A 15536-nucleotide genomic window follows, 5' to 3' on the forward strand; every position below is an offset into this window, starting at 1 on the left:
GCTTGCAGGAGCTCTATTTTGTTGCTATGATAGACCAGCTAAGTGTGCTATAATGATGTAGAAGAATAGGAAAGAGCTTGTCCGAACTCCCAAGTGGGAAAGAGTTTGACATTGGAGGAAGCGAGAGCTCGTTAGCGAGGGAATTATGAGTAAAAATAGAGAGATTAATTCAATAGAGGAAGATAGGTTTGGCTTAGAAAATCATGTTAAAGAATTTTATGAACAATATATTGATTCAGACTATACAGGTACAGTTCTTTTAAGTGGTAATTGGGGCGTCGGAAAGTCTAGCTATATTAATTTAGTAGAAAATTATGCAATTAAGAACAAAGAAATTAAATTTATCAGATTAAATTTTTGGTCGTTTTCAGGTGAACAAACGATATATCGTTATATCTTTACTAATCTATACCCTAGAATTAATATTATTCTTAATTGGCTAGCTCCGATTGTGGTTGCTCTATTTTTTCTGTTAAACAATTTTATAAATTGGATGTTTTCTAATCCGGTCAATTGGAATTTATTAGCTCCGCTATTGATCTTAACATCGATAGTAACTGTTTTTCAAGATAAAGCCATAAAAGAAGGATGGTATGAATCTTCTGTAACTAAAAAATTTAAAACTAAAAAGCAGAAATTAATAATAGTTGTTGATGATTTCGATCGTATTCCTTCCAATATCAGAGATGACATATATGCCGTTTTGTCTAATTTAAACGCATTTAACAATCATTTAATCATTATTATTGGGGAATATGAGAGATTGAAGGGAAAAAGTGAGGAGTCTCTTTTTATTCAGAAAATCATTGATAAAATTATTATAATGCCACATAGCATGTCATCTCGAAATGTGTGGTATCATTTCCGTGAGACACTTGAATCAATGAGTGGTTTTGCAGATATCTCTGAAACAGATATTATTCTGTTAGGAGATATTCAGAATGCATTTATTGTAGAACAACGTAATATGAGAGATTCGATTCATCTTTTAGAAGTTTTTGAAAAAGAATACGCTAACAAAAAAGAAAAAGTAAATTTTAGCGAATTACTTTTAATGTGTTACATATATGAATTTCACCATGGATTTTATAATGAGATTGTTCATGATAAATCGAAGTTTTATAGAATGACTAACACAAATTATTCTGAGATTATCACGGATTTAATTAATAAAGCGCTTAAAAATAAAGAGAGAAATGTTTTCAGGTATTCTAGTTTTACTGAAGATCAATATTTTGAAAGGTATTTAGTAGGCTTTAATGTGAATAATAGTATATCAAAAATTGATGTTCAGACAATTTTTGAATCTGATAAGGCTACTCAGATTAATCTACTAAGAAAAATTTATGATAATGACCAACAAGAGGAATTTTATAATCTTCTAAGTAAAGAATATTTAGATATTAATAAATTGTTAGATATTAATAAATTGTTAGATGATGATATGATTGCTCATAGTTTTAAAAATATTACTGAAGAAAATTATTCATCCCTATTAACTAATTTGATATCATTGAATGCAGAGATTGATGGTTTTGGTCTTTCAAATTTTAGTCTTGATTATCTGGAAAGTATAATTTATAAAATTAGAGATATTTTACAACGTAAATTTGCTGTGATGCCAGCCCAACAATTTGAAAAGTATATTTTAAAAATTTCTGAACTTGATTTATCTGAAAAATTGACTTTGCTTCCAAGATTTGTTTCGGAGTCATCTAAGGAATATGAGATTCTTGTAAATAAAACGTTCAAAGAAGATGATGAATTTGAAATTCTCAGCGTACAGAATCCATATATGATATTTTTGTTTAGCAAGACTCTAAGAGGAGAACTTCAAAAAGCTGTTGCTAGTAAAATTAATTCGATATTTGAGTTTGATAATTCAACCTTTTATCAATTTGTAATGGATAATCTCGTAACTACACACACTTCTTACTCAAATGGTGAGGTCAACAAACGAAAACTGTTAGTTTTGAATAACATTTCGTACAATGATGATTTTGCAAATAAATTTTTGGAAAAAATCAATCAATTAGAAGAAAATCAAAAAAATAATTTGGGTAAACTAATTATGAATGCTATTGAAATTAAACATAACGTGAGGTAACCCATGAACGAAATCAAATGTCCCAACTGCGGGGAGGTTTTTACTGTCAATGAGAGCCAGTACAGTGAGCTTTTGTCGCAGGTTCGGACAGCAGAGTTTGACAAGGAGATTCATGCTCGGATTGAGCAGGAACTGGCTTTAGCAGAGCAAAAATCCCAGAATGCCCAACAAGCTCTCCTATCGCAGAAAGAACAGGAAATTAGCAATCTTCAAAGTCAAATTGCTCAGTTTGAGACCCAGCAGGAGTTGGCTAAGAAAGAGGCAGAGCAAGCAGCTAGTCTTCAATTGCAGGAGAAGGAAAAGGAAGTTCAGCAATTGGAAAGTCAGCTGACAACTCTGCGCTTGGAGCATGAAAATCAACTGCAAAAGACCTTATCTGCGCTGGAAAAAGAGCGAGACGAGGTTAGGAATCAGCTAGTTTTGCAAGAAAAGGAAGCAGCGCTGGCTCAGACCTCGCTTAAAGAGCGCTATGAGGTAGAGCTGCGGCAGAAAGATGAGACAATAGAGTTCTACAAGGATTTTAAAGCCAAGCAGTCCACTAAGATGATTGGTGAGAGTTTGGAACAGCACTGCGAGTACGAGTTTAACAAGAACCGTATGGGGATGTTCCCACGAGCTGAGTTTGGCAAGGACAATGATGCCAGAACCGGCAGCAAGGGTGACTACATTTACCGTGAAGTGGATGAAAATGGTGTAGAAATCCTCTCCATCATGTTTGAGATGAAAAATGAAGGCGATGAGACGGCGACCAAGAAGAAAAACGAGCATTTCTTCAAAGAGCTGGATAAGGATCGGCGGGAGAAAGGCTGTGAGTATGCTATTCTGGTGACACTTCTTGAGGCTGACAGCGAGCTCTACAATTCGGGTATTGTCGATGTGTCCTATGCCTATGAGAAGATGTATGTTATCCGACCACAGTTCTTCCTCCCCATGATTACACTCTTGCGTAATGCTGCGCTCAACTCGCTTCAGTACAAGCAGGAACTGGCCTTGGTGCGGGAGCAGAACATTGATATTACGCATTTTGAGGAAGATTTGGATGCCTTTAAAGTAGCTTTCGCTAAGAACTATCAGTCTGCTTCGACCAATTTTGGCAAGGCCATCGAAGAGATTGACAAAGCTATCCGTAGGATGGAAGAAATCAAGAAATTCCTGACAACTTCTGAAAACCAGCTGCGCTTAGCAAACAACAAACTGGACGACGTCTCTGTCAAAAAACTGACACGCAAAAATCCTACCATGAAAGCTAAGTTTGAAGCTTTGAAAGGAGACTAGGAGGATCCTATGCAGATACGAAAAGCAACCATGAAAGATGCTGAAGCCTTACTGTCTCTATACGAAGACTTGGGCTATCCAACGACCGCTTCTAAGCTGGCTCGACGTTTAGAAACGATTCTTTCTCAGCCGCATTATGGCTGTCTTTTAGCTGAAAGAAACGGAGAAATTTTAGGTTTCTTGGGTTATGCAAAGCTCTTCTTTTTTGAAGCAGATGGATCTTACTATCGTATTTTGGCTTTGTCAGTTGCAAAAGAAGCAAGACGACAAGGAATTGCTAGTAGGCTAATCGATGAATTGAAAAAGCAAGCGGTAAAAGAAGGAGTTAAGGCACTGGCTCTAAATAGTGGATTAACTGCTGAACGAAATGCTGCACATCAGTTTTATCAGGCGGTTGGATTTGAAAAAGTGACTGCCGGCTTTGCTCTGCATTTAAAAAGTCAACATGAATAAACATGATAAAATAGTAAGGGAAACGAAGTAATGTCTTCAACAAAAGGGAAAACCTTATATTTTAACGAAAAAAGCATGGATTATGCGACCTCTGGAAAAGGGAAGAAGCCGCTGCTCATCATTCCAGGTCTAGGGGATGGTTTGGCGACTGTTAAGAGAATGACGCAAATGCTTGCCCTAGCTTATAGGGGCTTCGCAACAGCTTACCAGGTCTATGTTTTTAGCAGAATTAATGAGTTGCCAGAAAATTATACAACGCGAGATATGGCGACTGATATAGCTGAAGCAATGGATGTTTTAGGTTTGAAAACGGTAGCTGTCCTAGGAATTTCTCAAGGTGGTATGATTGCCCAATGGTTGGCAGCAGATTTCTCAGAAAGAGTTGAAAAATTGATTTTGACAGTTACTACTGCGAAACTGAATAATCTTGGTAGGGAGCGGATTACTCGCTGGCTTGAGTTGAGTCAGACTGGATCCTATAAGGAGCTGATGTTGGATATTGCAAGTCACTCTTATACGGCTAAATCTTTTGGAAAGTTTAAATACCTTTATCGAATAATGGGAATCTTTGGTCGTATTAAAGATAAACAGCGGATTGCTATTCAGACCATATCTTGCTTAAGACATGATAGTTTAGCAGTTCTGGAAAAGATCAACTGTCCTACGCTAGTCATCGGAGCAGAAGAAGATGACGTTCTAGGTGTAGAAGCTTCGCTCGAATTGCATCACCATATCAAAGATAGCCAGTTCACTATTTTGCCAGACTGTGGCCACGCACTCTATGAACAGCATAAGGATTTCCAAAAGAGAGTTTTACTATTTTTAGAAAGTTAACCAATGAACGGAATTATCAACCTAAGAAAAGAAGCGGGCATGACCTCGCATGATGCGGTATTTAAGCTGCGAAAGATTTTAAAAACCAAGAAAATTGGTCATGGGGGAACCTTGGATCCAGATGTGATCGGGGTGCTTCCGATTGCTGTGGGCAAGGCGACGCGCTTGGTCGAGTTTATGCAGGAGGAAGGCAAGGTCTACGAGGGGGAGATTACTCTAGGCTGCTCAACGACGACAGAGGATGCCAGCGGAGACATCTTAGAGCGGACGCCAGTGACAGAGCTTTTAGAAGAAGCCCTTATCGATGAAGCGATGGAGTCCATGACTGGTGAGATTCGCCAGATTCCGCCCATGTACTCTGCAGTCAAGGTCAATGGCCGCAAGCTTTATGAGTATGCAAGAGCGGGTCAAGAAGTGGAGCGGCCAGAGCGGCAGGTGACCATCTATAGTTTCGAGCGCACCAGTCCGATTGCCTATGAAGATGAGCAAGCCCGCTTTCGTTTTCGAGTCAAGTGTAGCAAGGGGACCTATGTCCGAACCCTGTCTGTTGATTTGGGAGCCAAGCTTGGCTTTGCCAGTCACATGTCCCAGCTGACACGGACTTCCTCAGCAGGTATGAGCTTAGATGATGCCTTGACATTGGATGAAATAGCAGAGCGAGTAGCAGTAGATGATTTCTCCTTCCTCCAACCACTCGAATTAGGAGTCGGAGATTTAGTGAGAGTTGAGCTCTCTGACGAGCAAGTTGAGGACGTCAGAAACGGTCGTTTTATCAGCTTGATGTCAGAAGAAGCGGAGCTAGCTGGCTTTTATAAGGAGAAGTTAGTAGCCATTTTGGAAAAGCGGGAAGCCGCCTACAAGCCCCGCAAAGTCTTCCTTTAATATCCGCAGTAGAATTGTCAAAAGATTGTTACTCTTTTGTAATATGAAATGTGCGCTTGCATGTTATAATAATTTCATTAAACCTCACAAAAGGACAGCAACTGCACAACTGCTGTCCTTTTGTTTTGCTTTTTTCAGATTTTGACCAACGCCGTGACTAAGGCAGTAAAATCTTTTTGAATATTTTGCAGTTTCGCGCGGAACGGATATTGTAAAAATAGCAAATGCGTAGTAAAATAGAGGAATGATGATAACCAAGAGAATTATAGATGAAAAAGGGATTGATCAGACAGAAGATACAGTCCTTGTTCTAGGCTATTTCGATGGGCTGCATAAGGGCCATCAGGCACTCTTTGAGAAAGCGAGAGAGATTGCTGCGGAGCAAGGTCTCAAGATTGCAGTGATGACCTTCCCAGAGTCGCCTAAACTGGCCTTTGTCCGCTATCAGCCTGAGCTCATGCTGCATCTGGCTAGTCCTGAAGACCGGATGGCACAGCTGGAAAGTCTAGGTGTTGACTATCTTTACCTGATTGATTTTACTAGTCATTTTGCGGGGAATACAGCCCGAGACTTTTTTGAGAAGTATGTATCTCGTCTGCGTGCCAAAGCCGTGGTAGCTGGCTTTGACTATCATTTTGGCTCAGACCGCAAAGAGTCACATGAGCTGAGAGATTATTTTAATGGCAAGATTGTTATCGTTCCCTCGGTTAATCTGGATAATCGGAAGATTTCTTCCACACGGATTCGAGAGACGATTGCTGTCGGAGATATGCTGAAAACTCAAGAATTGCTAGGCTATCCTCTGTCCACTCGCGGTATCGTGGTTCATGGCAATGCCAGAGGACGGACGATTGGCTATCCAACAGCCAATCTAGCTCCCTTGGATCGAGTTCATCTCCCAGGAGATGGCGTTTATGTAGCGGACGTTGAGCACAATGGTCAGCGCTATCGTGGTATGGCTAGTTTTGGGAAAAATGTAACTTTTGACGGTGATGAACTCCGTTTTGAGGTTAATATCTTTGATTTTTCTCAGGATATTTATGGTGATACCATTCGAATTTTCTGGCTGGACAAGATTCGCGAGATGGTTAAGTTTGAAGGTATTGACAGCTTGATTGCTCAGTTGCAGAGCGATGAACGGATCGCTAGAAGTTGGACTGGTTATCGAAATAGTTGAAAAATTTATATTTTCATGACATTCAGCAGTTATTTTCAAAAAAATATAGTCAAGCCAAATAAAATTTAGTATAATAGAGGTAGTTATTATACAGAATTAGAAGAGAAACGCATGATTACATTATTTTTATCGCCGAGTTGTACTTCTTGCCGTAAGGCGCGTGCTTGGCTGCTAAATCATGAAGTGCCCTTTCAGGAACATAATATCATGACGAGCCCTCTGTCAGCTCCCGAATTGCAACACATTCTTTCTTTGACAGAGAACGGTACAGACGACATTATTTCAACTCGCTCAAAAATTTTTCAGAAATTAGATTTGGATGTGGAGGATTTATCCATTTCAACCTTGATTCAGTTGATTGAGGAAAATCCCAGTCTTTTGCGACGCCCAATTATTTTAGACGGCAAACGGATGCAAATCGGCTTTAACGAGGATGAAATTCGTGCTTTCCTGCCTCGGAGTTATCGTAAGGAAGAGTTAAGATCCGCAACCATGCGGGCAGATATTCAGTAAAGATGAACAAAAATTATAGTTACCCACTAGATTTATCGTGGAGCACTGAAGAGCTTGCTTCGGTGCTCTCTTTTTTTAATGATGTAGAAGCAGCTTATGAACAGAAAGTCCAAGTGGAAAAGCTCTTGAAGTCCTATGCGGCTTTCAAGCAAGTTGTTCCTAGCAAGAGCCAAGAGAAGCGAATTGGCCGTGAGTTTGAAAACGTCAGTGGTTATTCGCTTTATCGTGCTGTTCAAGAGGCAAAAAGTAAAGGTAAAGGAAGCATTTCTCTTGGAAAATAAATTTCATTTTGCTAAAGAAATCATCTACCAAGCTGGTGCTTTTTTGAGGGAACATCTCTATGATGATTTGGATGTGAGTCAAAAGACCAGTGCCACTGACTTGGTCACCCAGATGGACCGGAAGGTTCAGGATGATTTGGTGGCTAAGATTCTAGCCCGCTATCCTCAGGATGCTATTTTAGCGGAGGAAAATGGACTCCGACATAATATTGCTGATGGCAATGTCTGGGTGATTGATCCGATTGACGGAACCACCAACTTTATCACTCAGAAGGCTGATTTTGCCGTTATGATTGCCTATTTTGAAAAGGGCATTGGTCGTTTTGGCTTGATCTATGACGTGACCAGAGACCAGCTCTATCATGGTGGCGGGGACTTTGATGTCTATTGTAACGACCGGAAACTTCCTGCTTTTGAGGACCGGCCTTTTCAAGACTTTCTCATGGCTTCTAATGCCGGTATGCTGCAAGCCAATGATTGGGGCTTGGCAGACTTGGCTCGGGAGTGTTTAGGGGTTCGGGTTTATGGCAGTGCTGGGATTAGCTTTAGCAAGGTGCTGTCTGGTGGCCTCTTGGCTTATTTTTCCTACAACTGGCCTTGGGATTATGCGGCGGCTTCGATTATGGCGGAGAAGCTAGGCTTTATCGTCCAAACCTTGGATTGCAGTCAGCTAAATTTCCAGACTCGGCAGCCTGTCATGATGGCACCTAAGTGCAAACTATCAGCTCTGAAGCCTTATTTAGAAAAGGGGAAGCAGTAGATGGACTTTCCTAAAGGTTTTAAAGAAAAATATGAGCAGATTTTAGGCACTGAAGCGACGGACTTTTTTGCGACTTTTGACGAGGAGCCGATTTCGGCCTTTCGCAGCAATCCTCTAAAAGAAGGCCAGCAGAATTTCTCAGATGCCATTCCTCAGACAGACTGGGGCTTTTATGGCAAGGTGTCTGGTAAGTCTGCTGAGCATGTGACTGGTCTGGTTTATTCGCAGGAGCCAGCAGCTCAAATGGTAGCCCAGATAGCAGCGCCATCTAAGGGAATGAAAGTCTTAGATTTGGCGGCTGCACCAGGTGGCAAATCAACCCATCTCTTGTCATTTCTGGATAATACAGGCCTGCTGGTCTCCAATGAAATCAACAGCAAACGCTCTAAAATCTTAGTGGAGAACATTGAACGCTTTGGTGCCAGAAATGTTCTTGTTACCAATGAATCAGCTGAGCGGTTGGCTCAGGTTTTTGAAGGTTATTTTGATTTGATTGTTTTAGATGCACCTTGCTCGGGCGAGGGCATGTTTCGCAAGCAGCCGGATGCTACCCAGTATTGGACTCCGGATTATCCAGTACAATGCGCCCAGCTCCAGAGAGAGATTCTAACAGCTGCTATGAGTATGCTTGCCAAGGATGGTCGCTTAGTTTATTCAACCTGTACTTGGGCTCCTGAAGAAAACGAAGACGTCGTTGCTTGGTTACTGGAAGAATTTCCACTTGAACTGATTGATATTCCTAAGATAAACGGGATAGCTGAAGGGATTGGCTTTCCTGAGACAGCTCGGATGTATCCGCATCGCTTCAAAGGTGAAGGTCAGTTTGCAGCTCACTTTCGCTTTACTGGTGAGAATAGCTGCAAGAAGATTAAATCAGCTAAGAATCGTTTGACGAGCGAGCAAAGAAAACTCTGGCAAGACTTTGAGAGGAAGCATTTAAAAAAAGTCTTGATCGGAGACTTGCAGACCTTTGGGGACAATCTTTATTTGTTACCAGCTGGCCTGCCAGACCTGTCCAAGCTAAGGATTGCCCGTAACGGCTTGCATCTAGGAACGTTTAAGAAGAATCGCTTTGAGCCTAGCTTTGCCCTAGGCTTGGCTATGAAGCCCAGCGAAGTTCTAAATCGAGTTGAAATCGATAATCAGGACTTCAAGAAATATGCGGCTGGCGAGACGATTGAACTGGCAGAAACGAAGCCAAATGGCTGGTACCAACTAGTCCTTGGCGGGAACGGCCTGGGCTTTGCAAAAGTCACTGGAAAAACCCTGAAAAATTATTTTCCAAAAGGCCTGAGATTTAGATAAAATATTAGGAAAAGCTGGTATTATATGATATAGTTGAAGATGTGAATGTATTTAAAAGAAGCTTCTTTCTGCTAAGTAAGAAATACTAAAGATACTTCCCATCCTCTTGTTTTTATTAAAGGAGAAATCTTTTGAACAAATTGAAAAAATTTGCTTTGGCGCTGACGGCTCTGGGCTTAGGACTCACCTTATCAGCTTGTTCATCATGGATTGACCGTGGTGAATCTATGACAGCAGTAGGGTCAACTGCCCTGCAGCCTTTAGTTGAAGCGGCAGCTGATGACTTTGGCTCTAACAACATCGGTAAAACAATCAATGTTCAGGGGGGTGGATCTGGTACAGGTCTGTCTCAAGTGCAGTCAGGAGCTGTTGAAATCGGGAACTCGGATGTTTTCGCTGAAGAGAAGGAAGGAATCAAAGCGTCTGACTTGGTGGACCATAAGGTCGCAGTGGCTGGGATTGCTGTGATTGTCAATAAAGAAGTTGACGTGGATAATCTAACGTCCGAACAGCTGCAGAAAATTTTCACTGGTGAAATCACCAACTGGAAAGAGCTGGGCGGTAAGGACTTAGAGATTTCGATTATCAATCGTGCGGCTAGCTCTGGATCCCGAGCAACCTTTGACAGTGTCATCATGGATGGGAAATCAGCTGTGCAGAGTCAAGAGCAGGATTCCAACGGTATGGTAAAAAATATCGTTTCGCAAACTCCTGGTGCGATTTCTTACCTAGCCTTTGCTTATGTTGATGAGTCTGTAAAAACCTTGAAACTTAATAACTACGAGCCAACAGCAGAAAATGTTGCTACCAATAACTGGTCGCTCTGGTCTTATGAGCATATGTATACACTAGGCAAGCCGACTGGTCTGGCAGCTGAGTTTCTGGACTATATGTTGTCAGATGATGTTCAAAAAGGCGTTGTTACCAGCATGGGCTATATCTCAATCAACGATATGAAAGTCAGCAAGGACGCTGATGGGAATGTCACAGCAGTAGAAGGAGATTCAAAATGAAAAATGAGGAATTAACCAAAAAGTTGTTATCGCCTTCTAAGAATTCTCGCTTGGAGAAGTTTGGCCGCTATCTGACTTTTGCCTGTCTGTCACTGATTGTGGTGATTGTGGCTATGATTCTAATCTTCGTTGCTCAGAAGGGTCTATCTACTTTCTTTGTCAACGGCGTTAATGTTTTTGATTTTCTTTTTGGTGGCGTCTGGAATCCTTCTGGTAAGGAATTCGGTGCCCTGCCAATGATTTTAGGCTCCTTTATCGTTACCATTCTGTCAGCTCTGATAGCAACTCCCTTTGCGATTGGTGCAGCTGTCTTTATGACAGAGGTTTCTCCAAAAGGAGCGAAAATACTTCAACCGGCGATTGAGCTTTTAGTTGGTATTCCGTCTGTTGTTTATGGATTTATCGGTCTGCAAATCGTGGTGCCTTTTGTCCGTACAGTCTTTGGCGGGACTGGTTTTGGGATTTTGTCTGGTATTTTTGTGCTCTTTGTCATGATTTTGCCGACAGTAACCTTTATGACAACGGACAGTCTGCGTGCTGTGCCACGTCATTACCGTGAAGCAAGTCTGGCTATGGGCGCAACGCGCTGGCAGACTATTTGGCGGGTAACACTCAAGGCTGCTCGCTCAGGTATCTTTACAGCGGTGGTCTTTGGAATGGCGCGTGCCTTCGGTGAAGCACTAGCTATCCAGATGGTCGTTGGGAACTCTGCGGTGATTCCAACCTCCTTGACAACACCAGCAGCTACACTGACCTCTGTCTTGACTATGGGAATTGGAAATACAGTTATGGGAACAGTGGATAATAACGTTCTCTGGTCTCTGGCTCTGGTGCTCTTGATGATGAGCTTAGCCTTTAACAGTGTGATTAAACTAATTACAAAAGAAAGAGGTAAGAAAAACTATGCACGCTAAGAAATTAGATAAATTGGCGACTGGTGTTCTCTACACAATAGCGAGTATCATTGTTGCCATCCTTGCCTCTCTTATCCTCTATATCTTAGTTAGAGGTCTGCCGCATGTTTCCTGGTCTTTCTTGACAGGGAAATCCTCTTCTTACCAAGCTGGCGGTGGCATTGGGATTCAGCTATACAATTCCTTCTTCCTGCTGGTGATTACTCTGATTATCTCTGTTCCTCTTTCTATGGGGGCTGGGGTTTATTTGTCAGAGTATGCTAAGAAAGGACCAGTAACCAACTTTGTCCGCACTTGTATTGAAATTCTGTCTTCACTGCCTTCAGTAGTAGTTGGGCTCTTTGGTTATTTGATTTTTGTTGTCCAGTTTGAGTATGGCTTCTCAATCATTTCTGGTGCCTTGGCTCTGACAGTCTTTAATCTGCCTCAGATGACGCGGAACGTCGAAGATAGTCTTCGCCATGTCCACCACACCCAACGTGAAGCTGGTTTGGCCTTGGGAATTTCCCGCTGGGAAACGGTTCTGCATGTGGTCATCCCGGAAGCTTTGCCTAGTATTGTGACAGGGATTGTACTGGCTTCCGGTCGTATCTTTGGTGAAGCAGCAGCCTTGATTTATACAGCAGGTCAGTCAGCTCCGGCTCTGGACTGGTCCAACTGGAATATTTTCAGTGTTACCAGCCCTATCTCTATCTTCCGTCAGGCTGAGACCTTGGCTGTTCATATCTGGAAGGTCAACAGTGAAGGAACTATTCCTGATGGCACAGCTGTTTCTGCTGGTTCAGCAGCAGTTCTCCTGATCTTCATTTTGATTTTCAATCTGGGAGCCCGCAAACTGGGCAGCTATCTGCATAAGAAATTAACCTCTGCTTAAAGGAGAAGAAATGACAGAATATAATTGGAATGAAAAACATATCATTACTTTTCCTGAAGAAAAGGTAGCCTTGTCAACCAAGGATTTGCATGTTTACTACGGTAAAAAGGAATCCATCAAGGGCATTGATATGCAGTTTGAAAAAAACAAAATCACTGCTTTGATTGGCCCCTCTGGCTCAGGGAAATCAACCTATCTCCGCAGCCTCAACCGCATGAACGATACTATTGATATTGCCAATGTGACTGGAGAGATCCTCTATGAGGGGATTGATGTCAACCGCCCTGAAATCAATGTTTATGAAATGCGCAAGCATATCGGTATGGTTTTCCAAAGACCAAATCCTTTTGCCAAGTCTATCTATCGCAATATCACTTTTGCCCATGAACGGGCTGGTGTCAGAGATAGAAAGGTTTTGGATGAGATTGTGGAGACTTCGCTCAAACAAGCAGCTCTTTGGGACCAGGTCAAAGATGACTTGCACAAGTCAGCCCTGACTCTCTCTGGCGGTCAGCAGCAGCGGCTCTGCATTGCCCGTGCTATCTCGGTCAAGCCAAACATTCTGCTCATGGATGAGCCAGCGTCAGCCTTGGATCCGATTGCGACCATGCAGCTGGAAGAAACCATGTTTGAGCTTAAGAACAACTATACCATTATCATTGTGACCCACAATATGCAGCAGGCTGCCCGTGCTAGTGACTACACTGGATTCTTCTATCTGGGCGACTTGATTGAGTATGATAAGACGGCCAATATTTTCCAAAATGCCAAGCTTCAGTCCACTAATGACTATGTTTCAGGCCACTTTGGTTAAGCAGCTGTCCCTATTCATCACGATTCAACAAGCTTAGTCTTTGGTTGAATGTAAAATAAAATGAAGGAAAAACGTATGACAGAACCTATTTTGCAAGTCAAGGACTTGTCGGTTTATTATAATAAAAAGAAAGCCCTTAATAGCGTTTCACTTGATTTCATGCCAAATGAGATTACAGCTTTGATTGGACCGTCAGGCTCAGGTAAGTCAACCTTGCTCAAGGCCATTAACCGAATGGGGGACCTGAATCCAGAAGTAACGACTACAGGAACGGTCATTTATAACGGTCACAATATCTATAGTCCGCGGACAGATACGGTAGAGCTTCGCAAGGAAATCGGAATGGTTTTCCAGCAGCCTAATCCCTTTCCTATGACTATCTATGAAAATGTGGTCTATGGACTTCGGATTAATGGTGTCAAGGACAAGGCTGTTTTGGACGAAGCAGTTGAGCGCTCCCTGATTGGTGCATCTATCTGGGATGAGGTCAAGGACCGTCTGAATGATTCCGCTATCGGTCTTTCCGGTGGCCAGCAGCAACGGGTTTGTGTGGCTCGCGTGCTAGCTACTAGCCCTAAGATTATTCTCTTGGATGAGCCGACATCAGCCTTGGACCCAATCTCAGCTGGGAAAATCGAGGAAACCCTCTACAGTCTGAAAGACAAATATACCATGCTTTTGGTCACTCGCTCCATGCAGCAGGCATCTCGGATTTCTGAAAAGACTGGCTTCTTCCTTGGCGGAGACTTGATTGAATTTAATGAAACCAAGAAGATGTTCCTCAATCCAGCCCACAAAGAGACCGAAGACTACATTACTGGTAAATTCGGATAACAGAAAGGAATCTTATGCTTAGAGTACAATTTGAAGAAGATTTAGAAAAACTTCATAATCAATTCTATGCGATGGGAAATGAAGTCCTATCGCAGATTAACCGGACAGTGCGTGCCTTTGTCACGCATGACCGTGAACTGGCTCGTCAGGTTATTGAAGACGACGCTGAAGTCAATGACTACGAGGTCAAACTGGAGAAAAAATCTCTGGAAATTATCGCCTTGCAACAGCCTGTGTCTCAGGATTTGCGAACCGTTATCACCGTGCTGAAAGCCAGCAGTGACTTGGAACGCATGGGCGACCACGCCGTATCTATCGCCAAAGCTACTGTTCGGATGAAGGGAGAAGTCCGCATCGAGTCCGTAGAGGATGCTATCAGCAAGATGGGGCGCGATGTTAAGAATTTCGTCGAAGAAACCCTAAACGTCTACCTCAATGGAAATGTAGACCAAGCTTATGCCGTAGCAGCGCTAGATGAGAAAATTAACGAATATTTTGATGATATTCGCGATCTTGCTACAGAGGAAATCAAACAAAATCCAGAACTGATTGTAACTGGCCGCGATTATTTCCAAGTTATCTCTTACTTGGAACGAATCGGCGACTATGCCAAGAATATCTGTGAATGGGTTGTTTACTTTGAAACAGGTAAAATTATTGAGTTGTGATGATAAAAGATACGATTTGTTTCGTATCTTTTTTGTATATTCTCAAGAATTGTCAGAATTCTGTTTTGTGTTTTAACTTACAACTAACTATGTTATACTACGAGTGTAGATTCAAAAAATATATATTTTTATATTAGTACATAATGGAGAATGTTTATGAAGAAAAAGATCATTTTCGCCTTGGCAGTTCTGATGCTTCTCATTCCAGGTGGAATCTTTGGTGTGACAAAGTGGATTGAACACCAAGACTCACCCGATAATGTTAGTGACGTTTTAGACGATAAAGGAGTGAAACTTTACAAACGCGGATTTCGTTTGTTGGAAGAACAACTGGCAACTTACATTAAAGAGCACTATTCAGGAGTCAGTAAAATTGAGTTTTCACCCATACTAGTTCGAGGAGGTGACGGACGATATATGTTTCATGCCAATATTGTTCCTATAGTTTATGATGAATATGGAGATAAGGCGTATTTAGGTAAAAAAATTGGAAATCGAACATTTGCTCATTATGATGATTTTAGTAGTATCAGACTCGATTTTGATGGATTGGATGAAGAAATCATTGAAATAAGAGTTGGTAGTGAATTTATTGATATATCTGATAGTAAATGTTTACCTGAAAATGTAAAACTTAATTCTGTTAAAGAAATGGATGAAAATATAGAAGCGCTTGTCAATGCTGGTCAACTAAAAGATGTGGTTAAAAGTGAAAAAGGTAGTCAAAAAGCGGAAATTGTCTATAATACAGAAATTAAGAAAGGAGACTATTTGGATTGGCGTTGACAGAATGGCATTGTTTATATTAAATAACACTTAGTAAGGCTAAAAG

Annotated in this window: 17 protein-coding genes; all 17 read left to right on the top strand. The window is 41.6% G+C overall.

Features of this window, described 5'->3' with window-relative positions; translation table 11 throughout:
- Window positions 1-145 precede the first annotated feature (145 nt).
- The 17 genes from K1J09_RS09235 to K1J09_RS09315 all read left to right on the top strand — a co-directional run bounded on the left by K1J09_RS09235 (window position 146) and on the right by K1J09_RS09315 (window position 15490).
- Entirely contained in the window at window positions 146-2107 is a 1962-nt protein-coding gene (locus K1J09_RS09235) for a P-loop NTPase fold protein (protein WP_223323827.1), read from the top strand.
- Window positions 2108-2110: 3 nt separating this feature from the next.
- Complete coding sequence (locus tag K1J09_RS09240) at window positions 2111-3382, top strand: DUF2130 domain-containing protein (RefSeq protein ID WP_061602735.1); 1272 nt, start codon at window positions 2111-2113, stop codon at window positions 3380-3382.
- Between the two features lie 9 nt (window positions 3383-3391).
- Window positions 3392-3835 (top strand): GNAT family N-acetyltransferase, encoded by a 444-nt coding sequence (locus tag K1J09_RS09245; protein WP_061602736.1) that lies wholly within the window; start codon window positions 3392-3394, stop codon window positions 3833-3835.
- A 30-nt stretch (window positions 3836-3865) separates the two neighbouring features.
- On the top strand, window positions 3866-4669 hold the full coding sequence (locus K1J09_RS09250; protein ID WP_223323826.1) for an alpha/beta fold hydrolase: 804 nt from the start codon (window positions 3866-3868) through the stop codon (window positions 4667-4669).
- A gap of 3 nt (window positions 4670-4672) precedes the next feature.
- Window positions 4673-5551 carry a tRNA pseudouridine(55) synthase TruB gene (gene truB, locus K1J09_RS09255; RefSeq protein ID WP_223323825.1) on the top strand — a complete coding sequence of 293 codons (879 nt, stop codon included), beginning with the start codon at window positions 4673-4675 and terminating at the stop codon, window positions 5549-5551.
- A 247-nt stretch (window positions 5552-5798) separates the two neighbouring features.
- Window positions 5799-6728, top strand: a complete 930-nt coding sequence (locus K1J09_RS09260; protein WP_317627828.1) for a bifunctional riboflavin kinase/FAD synthetase — start codon at window positions 5799-5801, stop codon at window positions 6726-6728.
- A gap of 111 nt (window positions 6729-6839) precedes the next feature.
- A complete protein-coding gene (locus K1J09_RS09265) occupies window positions 6840-7241 on the top strand; it encodes a Spx/MgsR family RNA polymerase-binding regulatory protein (protein WP_002906786.1) in 402 nt (133 codons plus the stop codon).
- Window positions 7242-7243: 2 nt separating this feature from the next.
- Window positions 7244-7522, top strand: a complete 279-nt coding sequence (locus tag K1J09_RS09270) for a UPF0223 family protein (protein ID WP_126435678.1) — start codon at window positions 7244-7246, stop codon at window positions 7520-7522.
- A complete protein-coding gene (locus K1J09_RS09275; protein ID WP_164549578.1) occupies window positions 7512-8282 on the top strand; it encodes an inositol monophosphatase family protein in 771 nt (256 codons plus the stop codon). Before K1J09_RS09270 ends, K1J09_RS09275 begins: the two co-directional genes overlap by 11 nt.
- On the top strand, window positions 8283-9587 hold the full coding sequence (locus tag K1J09_RS09280; protein WP_223323822.1) for an RsmF rRNA methyltransferase first C-terminal domain-containing protein: 1305 nt from the start codon (window positions 8283-8285) through the stop codon (window positions 9585-9587).
- A 131-nt stretch (window positions 9588-9718) separates the two neighbouring features.
- A complete protein-coding gene (locus K1J09_RS09285) occupies window positions 9719-10600 on the top strand; it encodes a phosphate ABC transporter substrate-binding protein PstS family protein (RefSeq protein WP_223323821.1) in 882 nt (293 codons plus the stop codon).
- A complete protein-coding gene (pstC, locus tag K1J09_RS09290; protein ID WP_002895771.1) occupies window positions 10597-11514 on the top strand; it encodes a phosphate ABC transporter permease subunit PstC in 918 nt (305 codons plus the stop codon). The genes K1J09_RS09285 and pstC overlap by 4 nt, the downstream gene beginning before the upstream one ends.
- The gene (pstA, locus tag K1J09_RS09295) at window positions 11504-12388 is read left to right on the top strand and encodes a phosphate ABC transporter permease PstA (RefSeq protein WP_002895770.1); all 885 of its coding nucleotides are present in this window, start codon (window positions 11504-11506) and stop codon (window positions 12386-12388) included. Before pstC ends, pstA begins: the two co-directional genes overlap by 11 nt.
- A 10-nt stretch (window positions 12389-12398) precedes the next feature.
- Complete coding sequence (gene pstB, locus K1J09_RS09300) at window positions 12399-13202, top strand: phosphate ABC transporter ATP-binding protein PstB (protein WP_002895769.1); 804 nt, start codon at window positions 12399-12401, stop codon at window positions 13200-13202.
- A gap of 75 nt (window positions 13203-13277) precedes the next feature.
- Window positions 13278-14036, top strand: a complete 759-nt coding sequence (pstB, locus tag K1J09_RS09305; RefSeq protein WP_032906495.1) for a phosphate ABC transporter ATP-binding protein PstB — start codon at window positions 13278-13280, stop codon at window positions 14034-14036.
- 14 nt (window positions 14037-14050) lie between these two features.
- Window positions 14051-14704 carry a phosphate signaling complex protein PhoU gene (gene phoU, locus K1J09_RS09310; protein WP_125332717.1) on the top strand — a complete coding sequence of 218 codons (654 nt, stop codon included), beginning with the start codon at window positions 14051-14053 and terminating at the stop codon, window positions 14702-14704.
- A 156-nt stretch (window positions 14705-14860) separates the two neighbouring features.
- Window positions 14861-15490, top strand: a complete 630-nt coding sequence (locus K1J09_RS09315) for a hypothetical protein (RefSeq protein WP_126435674.1) — start codon at window positions 14861-14863, stop codon at window positions 15488-15490.
- The last annotated feature ends 46 nt before the right edge of the window (window positions 15491-15536 follow it).

It is taken from the genome of Streptococcus sanguinis, from assembly GCF_019928825.1.
Classification (GTDB): Bacteria; Bacillota; Bacilli; order Lactobacillales; family Streptococcaceae; genus Streptococcus; species Streptococcus sanguinis_L.